Genomic DNA, 16,406 nt, shown 5'->3' on the forward strand with positions numbered 1-16,406 from the left:
CGGGCGCACGAGGGCCCGCCAGCGCAGGGCGCGAATCCCGAGGCTGCCCACGTGCATCAGCGTGAACGCGACGAAGGCGGGCACGCTCGTGCGGGCGACGGTGGCGGCGATCTCGCCGAAGCTGACGTTGCGCAGCGCGAGCCAGAGGAAGAAGGCGCCGACGGCGGCGCCCACGAGGAACCGCCGGGTCACCGGGCGACCTTGAAGTGCCGCTCGGCCCGCGCGACGTCGAGGCGGATCTGTCGCGCGAGGGACGCCGCGTCGGGGAACCGCAGCTCGTGCCGCAGCTGGCGCTCGAAGAAGACCCGGACGCGCCGCCCGTAGAGGTCGCCGGAGAAGCGCAGGACATGCACCTCGAGGCGCCGCTCGCCGGCCCCGAAGGTCGGCGAGGTGCCGAGGTTGACGATCGCCGGCAGCGCCGCGCCGCCGTCGATGGCCGCCCGCGCCAGGTACACCCCGTCCGGGGGGAGCAGCTTGCCGGGGAGGCGCAGGTTGGCCGTGGGCGCGCCGAGCGCACGGCCGCGGCGCACGCCGTGGTCGACCTCGCCCTCGACGCTGTAGGGGCGCCCGAGAAGGGCCGCGGCCAGCCGCATCTCGCCGGCCGCGACGACGCGGCGGATCCGCGTCGAGGAGACCGGCTCGCCGCCCACGGTGGCCTGCGGCACCGCGCGGAAGCCGAACCCCAGCTGCGGGCCCCAGCGGCGCAGCATCTCGGTGTCGCCGCCGCGGTTGCGGCCGAAGCGAAACGTCTCTCCCGCGAGGACCATGCGCGCGCCGAGCGCCCCGGCGAGAAAGTCGCGGGCGAACTCCCGGGCCGACAGCCGGGCGAACTCGGCGGTGAACTCGAGGTAGAGCAGGCAGTCGACGCCGGAGGCCGCGATCGCCGCCGTCTTCTCCTCGGTGGTCGTGAGCACCGGCGGCACCTGGTGCGGGCGCAGCAGGGCGTCGGGGTGGACGTCGAACGTCACCGCCATCGAGGGCGCCCCCGCCCGCTGCGCCAGCCGCCGCACGGCGGCGAGGAGCTTGGCGTGGCCGCGGTGGACGCCGTCGAACTTGCCAAGCGCGACAACGGGACGGGCGCACGCCTGCCCGAGGTCGCGCACGTCGCGGGCGACGATCAGCCGGCGGGCAGGGGTCTTCAGCATGGGGGGTGAGTATAGCATCCCGCCCGGCGGCGCTGCGGAGAAGGGCCCCTACCGCCCTGGGGCGGAAGAAACTCTCCCGATTGGCCGGCGCCTACGGTCTCGTGCAGTCCGGGCCCGTTGCGTCCCAGGTTCCCGTGAGGTAGTGCGCCCAGCCGCGGCAGCCGCCCCGGCAGGAGGCCTCGGCGGGACAGGCGGCGCAGCGTGCCGGCACCCGCTCGACCTCCGCGCGCAGCGCGGCCAGCTCGGCGCCGGCCCACGCGGCGCGTATGGCGCCCGACCCGACCCGGGCAAGCGGGACGGGGAGCGAGGCGCAGGGATGCAGGACGCCCGCCGGATCGATGTACGCGAGGGCGGCCCCGGCCTGGCAGCCGCCTTCCCCGGCCTCGCCCCGCGGCTGCACCCCGGCGGCACGCAGCCGCTCCCAGAGGCCGTAGTGGTGGATGCGCAGATCGAGGTCGGGCCGGCGGCGCAACGCCGCGACGATCGCGTCGGCGACGACGCCGAGTTCCCGCGCGGTCGGCGCCGCCCCCTGCGCGCGCAGCAACTCGCCGAAGAGAGGCAGGTTCGGGAGCGAGACCGCCGTGGCGCCCGCGCCCGCGGCACGCTCGATCCCGGCGGCAACCGCCGCGGCGTTCGCCGCCGTGAGGTGGAAGCGGACCGCGGGCCACGCCGCCGGCACCGCCGGGAGGCCGCAGTCGCCCACCGGCGTCGCGTCGACCCAGACCTCCTCCGCGCCGAGGTCCGCGCACAGGTCCACGCCGGCCAGCGCCTCGGCCCCGCGCGGGTCAAGCACGACCGAGAGGCTCCCCGCGAAACCGGCGAGCGCGCCGGCCAGCTCGCCCGAGCGCACCGCCTGCGCGTCGGGATAGCCGACCTCGAGCAGCAGCACGCCGGCGCGCACGATCTCGGCGCCGATCGTCCGGACCTCCTCCGGCGTCGGCCGCCGGCGCGGCGCGCCCGGGTGCACGATCGGCGGCCAGTCCCAGTCCCAGGTCAGGCGCAGCGGCGCCGCGAGCCTCCTCACCCGCAGGGATTCTCCCAGCAGTGGGGGTCGGGCGCGTTGAGATCTCCGCTGACGGCGAACGCCCGTGCGGTGCAGCCGCCGAGGCAGGCGGCGTAGTGGCCGCACGACGTGCACTTGCCCTTGGCGGTCTTGTGGCGCATCGCCTCGAGCACCGGCGAGGTGCGCCAGAGCTCCCGCAGGTCGTCGCGCAGGATGTTGCCGAGCACGAGGGGGATGAAGCCGCAGGGCGTGATGTCCCCGTTCGGCCGCAGGTGCAGCGAGAGCTTGCCGCAGGTCGAGCCGGGGATGCCGTGCTCGGCGTCCCGCGCGCCCAGCGACGCGAGGATCGGGTCGTCGAACGAGATCTCCGGCCACGCCGGGTTGCCGGCGAACGAGAGCGCCTCGCGGTAGAACTCGCGCCACTCGGCCGGCTCGAGGTCCAGCTCGAAGCGGTGTTCCATCCCCTTGCCGCTGCACTTGAAGTTGTGGAGGAAGACCTGCGCGGCACCCAGCTGCCGCGCCAGCTCGAGCAGCGGCGGCAGCTCGCGGTGGTTGATCCGGCAGACGACGGTCGAGAGCGTCAGCTTGAGCCCGGCGCGCACCAGGTGGCCGGCCGCGTCGAGCACCCGCCCGTGGCTGCCGGGCCGGTTGCGGAAGCGGTCGTGCACCTCGGCGCGGTGGCTGTCGAGCGAGAGCCCGACGCTCGCGAAGCCAGCCTCGCGCAACCCGGCGGCGGCACGCTCGTCCAGCAGCCAGCCGTTGGAGTTCATCGAGAGCGAGAGGCCGAGCGACGAGAGCTCGCGCGCCAGCGGCAGCAGGTCGCGCCGCAGCAGCGGCTCGCCGCCGCCGAAGTTCGCGAACAGCACGCCCGCCTGCGCGAGGCGCCGCCCGGCCTCGAGCGCCTGCCCCGTCGGCAGCTCCTCCGCGCGTTCGAGCCGCGAGTAGCAGTGCTCGCACGAGAAGTTGCAGCTGTAGTTGAGGCTCCAGTTGACGAGCAGCGGCGCGGAGTAGACCTTCGGGGGCGCGCTCACGCCGGCACCACCCAGCCCCGGGCCGCGAGGTCCGCGAGGAACGCCCGCACGTCGGCGGCCAGCTCGTCCCGCTCGACCTCGAAGCGCGGCAGCAGCGTCTCGACGATCGCGTCGGCGTCGCGCGAGCCGTCGCAGAGCTTCCAGATCTCGCCGCCGAGCAGGTTCAGCTCGGTGACGCGGCCGCGCTCCACGATCAGCAGCGTGCCCTCGCCGCCCGCGTCCTGCCCCGCCTCGAGCGCGGCGAGAGCCTCGCGGGCCGCGTCCTGCTCCTCGCGCCACGGCAGGCCCGGGCGGCGCCGCCAGCGTGTGTTCTCGTTCACCGTGTTCCGTTCCCCTCGTCCGGGGACAGAATGAATTCCGTCCCCTTGTCGTCCCCGTCCCGTCCCCTTGTCGTCCTCTTCGTTCGGGGACGGAATGAATTCCGTCCCCTGGCAGCTCCCGTCCTAAGGCACGTCCAGCCGCCACGGCCCGGACTTCGGCCAATCATAGCGCACCCGGCCGATGTAGTCGGCGTCCAGCCTGTCGTAAATCAGCCGCTCGATCTCGGTCGGGTCCGCGGTCCCCCACCAGTTGCCCCGGGCGTCGACGTCCTCCGGCTGGGCCTCGCCGAGCTTCACGTGATAGTCCGCACTCGCGCGGAAGTTGTTCCCCCGGAGCACGACGCGCGGCGAGCACTCGCGCACGAACACGGCAGTGCCGTTGTCCGCGAAGTCGTTCGCGGTGATCTCCGGACTGCTCGCCCAGAAGCGCACCGCGGTCCCGTTGCCCGCGAAGGCGCTCGCGTGGACCGAGACCGGCCCCCCGGTGAAGCGCAGGCCGATGGCGTTGCCCTCGAAGCGGCAGCGCTCGACGATGAGCGGCGTGCGGTGCGCGTGCACCGCCTGCTGCGCGCCCGAGAAGCGGCACTCCACGAAGAGCGCGTCGGCGGCGTCCTCGACCAGGATCTCCTTCCACCCGGCGGCGCCCGCGGCGCCGGGGCGCTCGGCAGCGAACGTGACGGGCGCAGCCGCGCTCCCGCCGGCGTCGATGGCGCCGCGCACGAGGATGCGGGCGTCCCCGGCGCCGTCGCCGTCGTCGTCGCGGAAGGCGAAGGTGACGCGGGTGCCGGGGCGCACGACGAGCCGCTCGCCGGCGGCGACCAGCACGTCGTCGCGCACGGTCACCGCCCCCTCCCAGACGATCTCGCGCGCCGCCGGCTGGCCGAAGTGCGCGCAGCCGGCGGCGAGGAGGGCCGCGGCAGCCAGCGTGCCCAGTGCCGCGGGGACGTGGCGCTGCCGTGCGGCCGCCGAGCTGCGCGCTCCGCCGTGGTTCTCTGCTGTCTCTCCCTTCGCGGCGCGACCGCTCAGATGGGTCCAGATGCGCTGGCATTTCCGGGGGTGACAGCGGCGCCAGCCGCGCCAGAGGGGGCGAAGCCCCCATGGAAGCGTCCGCCAGACGGCTGTGCCGGACAATGCAACTCCGCCGGACGCTGATGGGCCCATATCAGCGGTCGCGATACGCCAGCGCCATGCCGAGGACGAGGACGAGGCCGAGCAGCGTCGCGAACTGCCCCGCGGGCGTCGCCCCCGCGATCGTGCTGCGCAGCCCCCACGACTGCACGAGGCCGCCGGCGACGAGCATGCCGAGCACCGCCGCCCCGGCGTCGGCGTCCCCCTCGCCGGCCAGCACGAGCTGGCGGAAGGGGCAGCCGCCGATGAGCACGCCGCCGAGGCCGACGACGAACATGCCGGCCGCCGACCAGCCCGCGTCCGGGTGCGAGCCGGGCTGGTCGTTGAGGCCGGGCTGGAAGAGCCCGCCGGCGAGGTTGACGGCGAAGGCGGCGGCAAGCAGCAGCCCGAGGCCGCCGAGCATCCGCGCGCTGCGCGTGAGGAAGAAGTTGCGCAGCGAGCCGGTGACGCAGAACTTCGAGCGCTGCGCCAGCGCCCCCACGGCCAGCCCGATGGCGAGCGAGGCCAGCGGCGGCGCGTGCTCGCGCGCCGAGCCGATGATCCCGCCGGTGAACGACGGCGGCGCCAGCACCGAGGCGGCGGCCAGCAGCCCCATCCCCGCGGGGACCACCCAGCCGGCGAGCGCGCCCGTGCGCGCGGACTTGCCCAGGAAGAAGCCCCGCTTGAGGAAGAGCACGCCGACCCAGGCGCCGGCGACGAGGCCCGCGATGCCGGCGACCGCGGTCAGGTCGCCGCCGGCGAGGCGCAGCATCGCCTTGATCGGGCAGCCGAGGAAGACCGCCGAGCCGACGATGAGGAACGCGCCGACGAAGAAGCGCACGAGCGGCGCCGAGCCGCCGCGCGTCTGGAAGCCGCGCCCGGCCAGCGCCGCGAGGGTCGCGCCGAGGACGAACCCGGGCAGCTCCGGCCGCAGGTAGCTCATGCGCGGGTCGCCGTGCAGGCGCAGCGCCCCCGCGACGTTCTCCGCGAAGCACGAGGCGCAGATGCCGGAGTTGCGCGGGTTGCCGAGGAGGACGAGGCCGGCCCCGGCGAGCCCCAGGGCGAGGCCCGACAGCAGGTCGAGGTGCGGGGAGAGACGGGCGAGGAACCGCCGCATCGGCGCGCTCATGCGCAGCCGCCGGCGAGCGCGCGCTCGAGGTAGTACAGGTCGCCCAGGGCGGGCCAGGGGACCTTCGCGCGGATCCCGCGCAGCCAGGGACCCAGCTCCGCGCCGACGTAGTGGCGCGAGCGGCGGTCGGCGTAGTCGCGCACCAGCTCGACCGCGCGGCGGTACTCGCGCAGCGCGGCCTCCGCCTCGCCGCGCTCGCGGTGCGCCTCCGCCAGGTACAGGTGGATCTGGGAGTTGTCGGCGAGCCGGGCTGCGGCTGCCTGCGCTGCCGCGAGGGCTCCGGCGCCGGGGGCGCCGCCCGCCAGCGCCGACCGCAGCTGCTCGCGCTCGGCCACGAGGCGCCGGTCGGTGCGCTCGCGCATCGCGGCGAGCAGCTCGCCGCCGTCCGCGCCCGCGGCGGCGAGGCGACCGGCGGCGGCCAGCGCCGCCACGACGGCGAGCAGCAGCAGCACGGCCGTGGCCCGGTCGAGCCAATCCCGTCTCCCTGCCGCGGTGCCAGCGCTGCGCATCACATCAGTACCCCGAGCCGTCAATACTTGGCGTAAGGCGGCAGGTTACACCTCTTGGCCATCGCGCGGACCGGCTCGAACTCCTCTTCCCGGAGCGGGACGAACCCGGAGACGAGCGCGCTCCGCAGCACCTTGCGCACCTCGCCGTCGACGGCCGCCACGGTGTCCGCGTTGACGGCGAACAGCGCCGTGCGGACGTCCTCCACCGTCGACTCCGGCAACGTCGGCGCCGCGGAGAAGACGCAGTAGGGGACGCGGGGGCCGCGGGCGATCACCCGGTAGTCGCCCGGCAGGAGCTTGCCGTCGGCCTCCATGACCTCCAGGTCCAGCGCCGGCCCGGCGCCCGCGTCGAAGGCGCCGTTGACCACCGCGAAGATCGCCTTCTCGTGCTTGTAGGAGCCGGCGGGGAACGCATAGTACCCGAGGTCCTTCTCGGGGTCGAGCCCGGCCTCGAGCAGCAGCCAGTAGGGCGAGAGATACGCCGTCGGGGCGAACGGGGGGCCGAAGATGAAGCGCTTGCCGCGCAGCTCGGCCGGCGAGCGCACCTGGCTGTCGCGGCCGACGATGATCGTGCCCGTCGAGTACGCGCCGTCCTTGCCGCGCGACTCGCCGGCGACCACCCGGAAGCCGTAGCTCTCGTGGAACCAGACGTAGAGGTAGCTGTTGGTGTGGATCAGGTCGAAGCGGCCGGCGCGCACCGCCTCGTCGAAGTCGGCCGTGTCGAGCCAGACGGGCTGGACGCGCCGCCCGAGCTGCTCGGCGAGGTGCGCGGCCAGCGGGGCAAAGCGGCCGCGCGTCTCCTCGACGCTGTTGCAGATCATGAAGGCGACGCGCAGCGGGCGCGCGTCCCCGCCGCCGCCGCGCCCGCAGCCCGCGAGCGCAAGCAGCACGCCGAGAGCTATGGCGAGGACCGGCCGCAGCAGACGCCCGTGGGCGCTCATGCCTGCCCCGACCCTGTCACACACCTCATCCTCCATTCTCATGGGATGCGGGAGGCGCGATAAGGGTCCAGATGCGCTGGTCTTTGGGGGGGGGTGACAGCGGCGGCAGCCGCGCCAAAGGGGGCGCAGCCCCCATCGAAGCGCCCGCCAAGCGGCTATGCGGGGCAAGGTAAATCCGCCGGGCGCTGGTGGGCCCTTAGCGCGCCTCCCGCCGCTACTCTTCCTCGATGATGTGGCGGGCGTCGAGGACCTCGTTGAACTTCTTGCGCAGCGTGCTCGGGCGGAACGGCTTGGTGATGTAGTCGTCCGCGCCGGCCTCCTTGCCCTTCTGGATGTCGACCTGCTGGCTCTTCGCGGTGAGCATGATCACCGGGATGTCGCGCGTCGCCGCATCGGCCTTGAGCTCGCGGCAGACCTCGAACCCGTCCATGTAGGGCATCATGATGTCGAGCATGATCAGGTCCGGGAGCTCCTCGCGGGCCTTCTGGAGCGCCTCCCTGCCGTTGACCGCGGTCACGCAGTCGTATCCCTCCATCTCCACGGCGTCCTGGAGGGCCATGAGGATGTAGGGCTCGTCGTCGCACACGAGGATCTTCTTGGCCATCGTCTTTCCCGCCTCTCCTTGTTCGCAGCCCCCGGAGCCCGCCGGTCAGCCCGATGCCGCGCTGGCCGTCTCCTTCTCCAACGCGGCGGGCGCGGCGCGCTCGCCTTCCGGCTTCTCCTCGTAGGGGATCGTGAAGTAGAAGGTGCTCCCCGCCCCGACCTCGCTCTCGGCCCAGATCCTGCCGCCGTGGTGCAGCACGATCTCCTTGCAGATCGAGAGCCCGAGCCCCGTGCCGCCCTGGCTGCGCGTGAAGTGGTCCTCGACCTGCTGGAACTTCTCGAAGATCTTCTCGATGTTCTCGGGGGCGATGCCGATGCCCTCGTCCGAGACCGCGATCTGCACGTAGGTGCGGAAGCGCCGGTCCGTGAGCCGCCCGACCTCGCTGCCGCGCTCGGCCGAAAGCACGACCTTGCTTCCCGGGCGGGTGAACTTGATGGCGTTGGAGAGCAGGTTGGCGACCACCTGCACCAGCTTGTCGTGGTCGCCCAGCACGATCGGCAGCCCGGCGTCGACCTCGGAGACCAGACGCACGTTGCGCGCCGCCCCGGCGCCGGCGAAGGTCTGCGCCGTCGTGCGCAGCGCCTGCTCGATGCTGACCTCCTCGACCTTCCACTTGAACTTCCCGGCGCTGATCTTCTGCAGGTCGAGCAGGTCGTTGATGAGGCGGGTGAGCCGGTCGGTCTCCTCGTTGATCACCCGCAGGTACTTCTGCTGGCGCGCCGGATCGACGGAGCCGACGCGCTCCATCATGACCTCGGCGAAGTACTTGATCGAGGTCAGCGGCGTGCGCAGCTCGTGCGAGACGATCGAGATGAAGTCGTCCTTCATCTCGTTGAGCTTGCGGATTGTCTCGATCATCGAGTTGAAGCTGCGGCCCATGACGCCGAGCTCGTCGCGGGTGGCGAGCTCGACGCGCGCCTCCATGTTGCCGCCCTCGACCTCGCGGATCGTGCGGACCATCCGCTGGACCGGCCGGCTCACCAGGTAGCCCAGCAACAGCGAGAGCGCGAGCGACGTCGCGAGCACGGTGGCGATGGCCCCCGTCGCCCCGCCCGCGCGCATGATGTCGCGGTTCTTCGCCATGCGCGCCTTGGCCTCGGCCATGTTGAGGCAGACGTCCAGGACGCCGAGGACCCGCTTGCCCTTGTCGTGGCAGCCGTGGCAGCGCTCCTGGTTGAACAGGGGACGGACCATGCAGAACTGCCGCTCGCTCCCCGCGTCGTAGGCCTTCCCCTTGACCTCGTTGTTGAGGTAGACGTCGTAGTGGACCTCCGAGATCTTCTTGCCGATGTCCTTCGGGTTGAGCGACTGGCGGATCGTGCCGTCCTGCGAGAAGATCACCAGCTGCTGCAGCTCGGTGTAGGAGTTGGTCAGCTCGGCCATCTGGAGCAGCTGGCGCATGTGGCCGCCCTCGGTGGTGTAGGCGATGTTGTTGTAGATCGCGTCCATGAGCAGCACCGCCTTGCGGCGGGTGGCGTCCTCGAACGCCTCGTTGAGCGAGGTCAGGGTGAGGTAGGTCGTGATGCTGTACGAGGCCCCGAGGAAGACGACGAGGACGAGCGCGACACCGGCGACGATCTTCGCCTGCAGTCGTTGCGCGATCAGGTCAATCATCGTGCCGCGCGCCGCTCATGGTCCCCCCCCCCGGGATGCTGCCGCCGGACTCCGGCCCCGGCGATGCTACATCAGCGCTCTGCCCCATGGCAAGGGCCGGGGGCTCGCCGGGCCGCGCCAGCAGCGGCCGGAATTCCGCCCGGCCATGGAAGCCGAGCAGCGCGAGCAGCCGCGCGAGCAGCTCCTCCTCCAGCGCCTCGACCTCGAAGTCCGTGAGCCCCGCGACGTCGACCTGCCCGCCGGCCATGCGCCCGTGCCCGCCGGCCGTCCCCCGCTCCCGGAGCACCTCGCGCAGCAGCCGCCCGGCCCCGCGGCCCCGCGCGGCCCGCAGCGAGATGTGGAGCAGGCCGCCGTGGCGGCCGGTCACGACCGACCAGCCCATGCGCTCGTGGGCGAGGAGGAAGTCGGCGATCTGCGCGACGGCGTCGGGGCTCTCGACCCGCCCGAGCCGCGTGCCGATCACGTTGCGGTAGGAGACCGCCCGGTGCAGGGCGCGGTCGAGGACGGCGAAGTACGAGCGCGGCAGGCGGGGGTGCTCGATGCGGGCGAGGATCCGCTTGCGCACCTTCGGGTAGAGCCACAGGTACGCCTCCAGGTCGCGCTCGTCCGCCCCGTGGCCGAGGTCCCGCGTCTCCGAGGAGATGCCGTAGGCCAGGGCCGTGGCCAGCCAGGGCGGGACCGCCAGCCCGGAAAGCTGCAGGTACTCGGCGAGGATGGTGGCCGTCGCGCCGTAACCGGGCCGGATGTCCACCCACGCCGCCGCCGTCGACTTGAGCGCCGGGTGGTGGTCGATGACCACGAGCGGGCGCGCGGCGCGCGGGACGGAGTTGTTGCCGGACCGCGGCTGGGTGTCGACGAGCGCGACGTGGCCCCAGTCGAGCGCCGGCAGGCTCTCGAGCGGGCGCAGGGGCAGGCGCAGGAGGCTGACCATGGCGCGGTTCTCGGCGCGGCCGATCATCCCCTCGTAGGCCACGGCGGCCCGCACCCCCGCCAGGTGCTCGAGCAGGAAGCGCAGCGCCAGCGCGCTGGAGATCGAGTCGGGGTCGGGGTTGCGGTGGGCGCAGACGACGACGGCGTGCGACCCGGCCACCGCCCGCAGCAGCCCGGCGAGCGGGTCCTCCGGGGATGCGGCGTGCGGGGCGGGGGCGTGGTCCTCGCTCACGGGCGGGGGTTTGACAGGCTTCGCGGTCGGGTGATAGACACAGCGGCAACGCCGCAGGAGAAAGGAGCCCGCCCGTGTCCAGCCAGCAGCAACGAGAAGTCAAGGTCAAGATCAGCGACGAGATCCTCCGGGGCTGCTACGCCAACACCCTGGTGGTCGCGCACACCGCCGAGGAGTTCGTGCTGGACTTCATCCTGACGCTGCCGCCGCAGGCCGTCTGCAACGCCCGGGTCCTGATCCACCCGGGACACCTCAAGCGCGTGATCCAGGCGCTGCAGCAGAACCTGGCGCGGTACGAGGCGACGCACGGCACCGTCACGGCGGCGCCCGATCCGGGCCCCGGCTCCATAGGCTTCACCAACTAGGGCTCGCACGGGGGAATATTCTCGGGCCGGCGCCGGCGGCCGTCAAGCCGCCCGTGCCGCGCCCGCCGCAGGCACCAGCGCCCGGGCGCAGCGGCCCGGGGGCGCCGCAGGGGGGGGAGAGATGGCAGAGACTGTCGCCGGGATGTTCCTCGAGGTCGTCGGCCGCCACGGTGAGCGCCCCGCCTTCCGGCACCGCGCCGGCGAGAAGCTCGTCACCTACACCTACGCGGAACTGGCCGAGCGGGTCGCCGCCCTCGGGACCTCCCTGCTCGCCCTCGGCGTGCACCGGGGCGACCGGGTCGGGCTGATCTCGGACAACCGCCCGGAGTGGATCGTCGCCGACCTGGCCTGCGTGAGCATCGGCGCCCCGGACGTGCCGCGCGGGAGCGACACCACGCCGAAGGAGATCGAGTACATCCTCGGGCACTCGGGCGCGACGGCGGCGTTTGTCGAGGACGCGCGGCGGTTCGACCGGCTCGTCGAGATGCGCGAGCGCCTGCCGGGGCTGAAGCTGATCGTCGTGCTCGACCCCGGCTTCGGCGGCGAGCTGCCCTGCGACGTGCACCGGCTCGAGGACCTCATCGAGAAGGGGCGCGTGCTGCGCGCCGGCGGCGACCGCCGCCTGGAGGCATCGCGCGCCGCGATCGGGCCGGAGGACGTCGCGACGATCATCTACACCTCGGGGACCACCGGCGAGCCCAAGGGCGTCATGCTCGCGCACCGCAACCTGATGCAGAACATCACGGTGCTCCCGGACCATCTGCAGATCACGCACGAGGACCTGTTCATCTCGCTGCTGCCGCCGTGGCACATCTTCGAGCGCATGGTGGAGTACGTGGCGATCTCCGCCGGGGCCACGCAGTTCTACAGCAGCATCCGCACCCTCGCCGCCGACATGGCGCGCGAGAAGCCGACCTTCATGGCGAGCGTCCCGCGCGTCTGGGAGGGGATCTACGGGCGGGTCACCGCGAACATCGCGAAGGAGCCGGCGGCCAAGCAGCGGATCTTCCGGCTGCTGCTCGGGGCGAGCCGGCGCTCGGTCTTCGCGCGCAAGGTCCTGCAGGGGCGCGACACCCTGTTCACGGCGCCGTCGGCCCCGGCACGCCTGGCGCGCGTCCTCGGCGCCGCCGCGACGCTCGCCGCGCTCGCGCCGGTGCACGCCTTCGCGCAGAAGAAGTTCGCGGCGATCCGCGAGCGCACGGGAGGGCGGCTGCGCGCGGCGGTCTCCGGCGGCGGGGCGCTGCCCCCGTACGTCGATGAGTTCTTCGCGGCGGTCGGCATCACGCTGCTCGAGGGCTACGGCCTGACCGAGACCTCGCCGGTGGTGGCGGCGCGCACGTTCGACCGGCAGGTGCTGGGGACGGTCGGGGAACCGATCCCCGGGACCGAGGTCCGCATCGTCGACGAGCACGGCCGCGACCTGCCCCAGGGCCAGAAGGGGATCGTGCTCTGCCGCGGCGACCAGGTGATGCTCGGTTACTACCGCCGGCCGGAGGAGACCGCGAAGGTCCTCTCGGCCGACGGCTGGTTCAACACGGGGGACCTCGGCCGCCTGACGGTGCGCGGCGAGCTGGCGCTGACCGGCCGCGCCAAGGAGACGATCGTGCTCCTCGGCGGCGAGAACGTGGAGCCGACGCCGATCGAGGAGGCGCTCAAGGAGAGCCCCTACATCTCGCAGGTCATGGTGGTCGGCCAGGACCGCAAGCACCTCGGCGCCCTTGTCGTGCCCGGCTTCGACGCGGTGCGCGAGTGGCTCGCCGCGCGCGGCCCGGCGGGCACGCCGACGAACGAGGAGATCTGCGGTCGCGCCGACGTGCACGAGCTGGTCAAGGCGGAGATGCACCGGCTCCTGACCGAGGAGCGCGGCTTCAAGTACTACGAGCGCATCCCGCGCGTGGTGCTGCTGGCGCGCGAGTTTGCCGTCGGCGAGGAGATGACGCAGACGATGAAAATGCGCCGCACCGTGATCACGGAGCGTTACGCGGCGCAGATCGAGTCGCTGTTCCGCTAGGGCGCGTCGGGGGCCGCGCCGGCGACGTCCTGCTCCGCGGCGTCGCGCTCCGCCCCCCCGTCCTCGCCCTCGGCGTCCTCGAGCGCGGCCGCTTCCAGCCGCAGGGCCGCGCCCGCGTCGGCCGCCGGCAGCGCCTCCACGTCCCTGAGCCTGCGCCCGATCGCCCGGGTGCGGACCTGGACCTTCTCGATGGTCGACGAGGCCTCGTGCAGCTTCTTGTGGACCTTGTCGAGCACGTCCCCGTACTTGCCCCACTCCGCCTTGACCGCCGCCAGCAGCTGCCAGACCTCGCTCGAGCGCTTCTGGATGGCCAGGGTGCGAAAGCCCATCTGCAGGCTGTTGAGGATCGACCAGAGCGTCGTGGGCCCGGCGACCATGACCCGCCAGTCCCGCTGCAGCGAGTCCGCCAGGCCGGGCCGCCGCGCGACCTCCGCGAACAGCCCCTCGGTCGGCAGGAAGAGGATGCCGAAGTCGGTCGTGGCCGGGGGGTTGAGGTACTTCTCGCTGATGTCGCGCGCGCAGGCCCGCACGCGCGCCTCCAGCTGCTTCGCCGCCGTCTCCGCCGCCTCGGGCTCGGCCCGCTCCTGCGCCTCCACGAGGCGCTGGTAGTCCTCGATCGGGAACTTCGCGTCGACCGGGAGCCAGACCGCCTCCCCGGGGTCGCCGCCCCTGCCGGGCAGGCGCACCGCGAACTCGACCGGGCCGCCGCCGGGGCGCGTCACGACGTTCGCGGCGTACTGCTCGGGCGTCAGCACCTGCTCGAGCATGGCCCCGAGCTGCACCTCGCCCCAGGTCCCGCGCGTCTTGACGTTCGTGAGCATCTTCTTGAGGTCGCCGACGCCCGAGGCGAGCGCCTGCATCTCGCCGAGACCCTTGTAGACCTGCTCCAGCCGCTCGCTGACCTGCTTGAAGGACTCCCCGAGCCGCTTCTCGAGCGTCCCCTGCAGCTTCTCCTCGACGGTGGCGCGCATCTGCTCGAGCTTCAGGGCGTTGTCACCCTGGAGGCTCTGGAGACGGGCCTCGACCGTGCCCCGCACCGCCTCGAGCTTCTGCTCGTTCGACGCGGTGAGCTTTCCCAGGTGCGAGGACATCGCCTCGAGCTGCGCGTTCTGCGCGCTCGCCAGCTCGCCGATCGTCCGGGCCATGGTCTCGGCGATCCGGTTGAGCGTCGTCACGACCTCCTCGCGCAGCTGCCTGGCGCCGGTTGCCGACTCGACGCGCACGGCATCCAGCCGCTCCCCGCTGGCCTTTGCGAATTCCGCCAGCTGCGAGGAGAAGGCGTCGAGCTGCGCCTTCTGGACGCGGGCCACGTCGCCCAGGCGCTGCCCGAGCGTCTCCCCGAGGGCCGCGAACGCCGCCGCCAGCTCCTGGCGCTGCTCCCGGGCGGCCCGCGCCGCCTCTTCCCGTCCCCGGGCCGTCTCCTCGCGCACGGCGCGCTCGACCCGCTCGCCGGCCTTCTCGAGCGAGTCCAGGCGCTCCGCGATGATGGACGCCTCGCGGCGCGAGGGGAGCCCGCGCAGCACGGCCACAAGCAGGACCAGCGCGACCGCGAGTCCCGCCAGCACCACGAAGAGCAGTGATTCCGCCATCGTCGTCTCCGGTCCTTCCGACATGGGCGCCGCCGGCCGGCGGCGCATCCCGGCGCGAGGGTAGCCCGGGGCGCCCTCCGGATCAAGTGGCGCACGGCAGTTGGCAGCAGGGGCCGCCTTCACGTATAAGGCGTGTCGGCGGACGGCAGCGGGCCGGCCGCGGCGGCAACGGGAAGATCAGGCGGCCAACGATGCTGAAGAAGGTCACGCCCGGCACGACCAGCCGGTTGACGATCGTCGACCACGCGGAGACCTACGGCCGGCACCTGCTGCGCCGCTTCGTGCGGCGGCTGGCCGTCTCGGACTGCGTCGACCTCGGGTGCGGCGCCGGCGACGACCTGGCGATCGTCCGCGAGGCGCACCCCGGCGCGCGCTGCACCGGGGTCGACTTCGGCCTCTGGAACCGCGAGCGGCTCCTGGAGCGCGGCATCGCGCCCGTGTCCGTCGACATCGAGCGCGAGCCGCTGCCGTTGGCGGACGGGAGCCTCGACCTCGTCATCATGAACCAGGTCCTCGAGCACACGAAGGAAGTCTTCTGGATCAACCACGAGGTCTTCCGGGCGCTGCGGGTCGGCGGCCACGCCTGGCTCGGCGTCCCGAACGTCCTCTCGCTGCACAACCGTCTGCTGGGCCTGTTCGGGGTCCACCCGACGCAGGCGAAGATGGTCTCCGGCCACGTCCGGGTCTTCTCCAGGGCCGACACGCTGCTCTTCTACCGCGAGGTCGCCGGCGGCTTCGCGGCGGTGCGCGAGTTCGCCGGGTCCCAGTTCTACCCGTTCCCGCGGGCGATCGCGCGGCCCCTGGCCGCCGTCCTGCCATCGTGCGCCTTCTCCATCTTCTTCCTCATCGAGAAGACCGCCCGCTACGGCGGCGAGTTCCTCGCGTGGCTGGACGGGGCGCGCCTGGAGACGAACTTCTTCCGGGGGGCGCAGGGGCCGTGAACCTCCGCCGCCTGCCGGCCTACCTGGGAGCGTGCGCGCGCGCCGCGCTGACGAGCGGCCCGCGCGCCTACCTGCGCATGCTCTCGCGCTCGCCGTACACCGTGAAGGACCTGCCCCGCTACGGGGTCTCGATGCTCGTCGACGTGCGCGACGGGGCGATCTCCAAGCCGATCCTCGCGCTGGGCGACTACGAGGCGGGCTTTGCCCGCCGGCTGCTGTCCGCGGTCGGCCCGGAGACGCACTTCGTCGACGTCGGCGCAAATATCGGCTTCTTCACGCTCGCGGTGGCGCGGCGCGCCGACCGCGGGCACGTCTGGAGCGTCGAGCCCGACGACCGCAACGTCCGCCTCCTGCGCGCGAGCCTCGCGCTCAACGGCCTCGAGGGCCGCGTGGAGGTCCACCACCTGGCCGCGAGCGACGCGAACGGGGAGGTCTTCTTCTCGACGCTCGGGTACGACGCGCTGATCGGCTCGCGCTTCACGGCGAAGGACGAGGCCGCGCTGCTCGCCCGCTCCCTCGCCGGCGCGGCGCCGCCCACGCGGGTCCCGGCGCGGACCGTCGACCTCCTCGTCGGCGACGCGCGGGTCGACGTGGTCAAGATCGACGTCGAGGGCCACGAGCCGGCGGTGCTCGCCGGCATGGCCGGAGTGCTGTGCCGGCAGCGGCCGCTGGTCTTCGCCGAGTTCGCCCCCGGGACGATCCGCCACATCAGCGGCACCGACCCCGCCGAGATGCTGCGACAGGTCGTCGCGTGCGACTACGCGCTGGCGATCGTCGAGAAGAGCGGCGCGGTGACCTCACTCGGCGCCGACGCCGGGGCGGTCATGGCGCGCCACGACGACCGGCGCCACCACCTCGATCTGCTGCTGACCCCGCGGGAGAGGATGGGGTGAGAGCGGCCGCCGGCCACCGCGGCGGCGCGCGGACGACCGCCG

17 protein-coding genes are annotated in these 16,406 nt (G+C 73.2%); 4 read left to right on the forward strand and 13 right to left on the reverse strand.

Translation table 11 applies throughout. The features are described 5' to 3' along the window. From VI078_13130 to VI078_13185, 12 genes are all read right to left on the reverse strand, one after another. Window positions 1-192 (reverse strand): UPF0104 family protein (locus VI078_13130; GenBank protein HEY6000225.1); only part of this gene is annotated, 192 nt, incomplete at its 3' end. Continuing rightward, a complete protein-coding gene (ribF, locus tag VI078_13135) occupies window positions 189-1,145 on the reverse strand; it encodes a riboflavin biosynthesis protein RibF (protein HEY6000226.1) in 957 nt (318 codons plus the stop codon). The genes VI078_13130 and ribF, both read right to left, overlap by 4 nt. A 91-nt stretch (window positions 1,146-1,236) precedes the next feature. Next, complete coding sequence (locus tag VI078_13140; GenBank protein HEY6000227.1) at window positions 1,237-2,169, reverse strand: SPASM domain-containing protein; 933 nt, start codon at window positions 2,167-2,169, stop codon at window positions 1,237-1,239. Then, window positions 2,166-3,179, reverse strand: coding sequence for a GeoRSP system radical SAM/SPASM protein (locus VI078_13145; protein HEY6000228.1), 1,014 nt, complete (start codon window positions 3,177-3,179; stop codon window positions 2,166-2,168). The genes VI078_13140 and VI078_13145 overlap by 4 nt, the downstream gene beginning before the upstream one ends. Next, the gene (locus tag VI078_13150) at window positions 3,176-3,499 is read right to left on the reverse strand and encodes a PqqD family peptide modification chaperone (GenBank protein HEY6000229.1); all 324 of its coding nucleotides are present in this window, start codon (window positions 3,497-3,499) and stop codon (window positions 3,176-3,178) included. Before VI078_13150 ends, VI078_13145 begins: the two co-directional genes overlap by 4 nt. A gap of 123 nt (window positions 3,500-3,622) precedes the next feature. After that, window positions 3,623-4,630: a right-handed parallel beta-helix repeat-containing protein gene (locus tag VI078_13155; protein ID HEY6000230.1), complete on the reverse strand. Its 1,008-nt coding sequence runs from the start codon at window positions 4,628-4,630 to the stop codon at window positions 3,623-3,625. Between the two features lie 31 nt (window positions 4,631-4,661). Further along, window positions 4,662-5,735, reverse strand: a complete 1,074-nt coding sequence (gene yedE / locus VI078_13160) for a YedE family putative selenium transporter (GenBank protein HEY6000231.1) — start codon at window positions 5,733-5,735, stop codon at window positions 4,662-4,664. Then, window positions 5,732-6,244, reverse strand: a complete 513-nt coding sequence (locus VI078_13165; protein ID HEY6000232.1) for a hypothetical protein — start codon at window positions 6,242-6,244, stop codon at window positions 5,732-5,734. Before VI078_13165 ends, yedE begins: the two co-directional genes overlap by 4 nt. A 20-nt stretch (window positions 6,245-6,264) precedes the next feature. Continuing rightward, a complete protein-coding gene (locus VI078_13170) occupies window positions 6,265-7,185 on the reverse strand; it encodes a phosphate/phosphite/phosphonate ABC transporter substrate-binding protein (protein ID HEY6000233.1) in 921 nt (306 codons plus the stop codon). A 214-nt stretch (window positions 7,186-7,399) separates the two neighbouring features. Beyond that, a complete protein-coding gene (locus VI078_13175) occupies window positions 7,400-7,789 on the reverse strand; it encodes a response regulator (GenBank protein ID HEY6000234.1) in 390 nt (129 codons plus the stop codon). A 45-nt stretch (window positions 7,790-7,834) separates the two neighbouring features. Then, entirely contained in the window at window positions 7,835-9,403 is a 1,569-nt protein-coding gene (locus VI078_13180) for a HAMP domain-containing sensor histidine kinase (protein ID HEY6000235.1), read from the reverse strand. Continuing rightward, a complete protein-coding gene (locus VI078_13185; GenBank protein HEY6000236.1) occupies window positions 9,396-10,565 on the reverse strand; it encodes a DHH family phosphoesterase in 1,170 nt (389 codons plus the stop codon). The genes VI078_13180 and VI078_13185 overlap by 8 nt, the downstream gene beginning before the upstream one ends. A gap of 74 nt (window positions 10,566-10,639) precedes the next feature. On the opposite strand from VI078_13185, the gene VI078_13190 reads away from it, so the two are divergent. Both VI078_13190 and VI078_13195 read left to right on the forward strand, forming a co-directional pair. Then, on the forward strand, window positions 10,640-10,930 hold the full coding sequence (locus VI078_13190) for a DUF3467 domain-containing protein (protein HEY6000237.1): 291 nt from the start codon (window positions 10,640-10,642) through the stop codon (window positions 10,928-10,930). Window positions 10,931-11,051: 121 nt separating this feature from the next. Further along, on the forward strand, window positions 11,052-12,941 hold the full coding sequence (locus VI078_13195) for an AMP-binding protein (GenBank protein ID HEY6000238.1): 1,890 nt from the start codon (window positions 11,052-11,054) through the stop codon (window positions 12,939-12,941). On the opposite strand, the gene rmuC is transcribed toward VI078_13195, so the two are convergent. Beyond that, complete coding sequence (gene rmuC, locus VI078_13200; protein HEY6000239.1) at window positions 12,938-14,530, reverse strand: DNA recombination protein RmuC; 1,593 nt, start codon at window positions 14,528-14,530, stop codon at window positions 12,938-12,940. The genes VI078_13195 and rmuC overlap by 4 nt on opposite strands. A gap of 191 nt (window positions 14,531-14,721) precedes the next feature. Between rmuC and VI078_13205 the strand changes: the two genes are divergently transcribed. Then, window positions 14,722-15,471 (forward strand): class I SAM-dependent methyltransferase, encoded by a 750-nt coding sequence (locus tag VI078_13205; protein HEY6000240.1) that lies wholly within the window; start codon window positions 14,722-14,724, stop codon window positions 15,469-15,471. Then, window positions 15,468-16,364 carry an FkbM family methyltransferase gene (locus tag VI078_13210; protein ID HEY6000241.1) on the forward strand — a complete coding sequence of 299 codons (897 nt, stop codon included), beginning with the start codon at window positions 15,468-15,470 and terminating at the stop codon, window positions 16,362-16,364. Before VI078_13205 ends, VI078_13210 begins: the two co-directional genes overlap by 4 nt. The last annotated feature ends 42 nt before the right edge of the window (window positions 16,365-16,406 follow it).

This window comes from bacterium, assembly GCA_036524115.1.
GTDB lineage: Bacteria > JAUVQV01 > JAUVQV01 > JAUVQV01 > DATDCY01 > DATDCY01.

Coding starts and splice junctions, on each gene's coding strand:
- VI078_13205 (HEY6000240.1), top strand. CDS start 14,722: ATGCTGAAGAAGGTCACGCCCGGCACGACCAGCCGGTTGACGATCGTC.
- VI078_13170 (HEY6000233.1), bottom strand. CDS start 7,185: ATGAGCGCCCACGGGCGTCTGCTGCGGCCGGTCCTCGCCATAGCTCTC.
- VI078_13165 (HEY6000232.1), bottom strand. CDS start 6,244: ATGCGCAGCGCTGGCACCGCGGCAGGGAGACGGGATTGGCTCGACCGG.
- VI078_13180 (HEY6000235.1), bottom strand. CDS start 9,403: ATGATTGACCTGATCGCGCAACGACTGCAGGCGAAGATCGTCGCCGGT.
- rmuC (HEY6000239.1), bottom strand. CDS start 14,530: ATGGCGGAATCACTGCTCTTCGTGGTGCTGGCGGGACTCGCGGTCGCG.
- yedE (HEY6000231.1), bottom strand. CDS start 5,735: ATGAGCGCGCCGATGCGGCGGTTCCTCGCCCGTCTCTCCCCGCACCTC.
- ribF (HEY6000226.1), bottom strand. CDS start 1,145: ATGCTGAAGACCCCTGCCCGCCGGCTGATCGTCGCCCGCGACGTGCGC.
- VI078_13175 (HEY6000234.1), bottom strand. CDS start 7,789: ATGGCCAAGAAGATCCTCGTGTGCGACGACGAGCCCTACATCCTCATG.
- VI078_13195 (HEY6000238.1), top strand. CDS start 11,052: ATGGCAGAGACTGTCGCCGGGATGTTCCTCGAGGTCGTCGGCCGCCAC.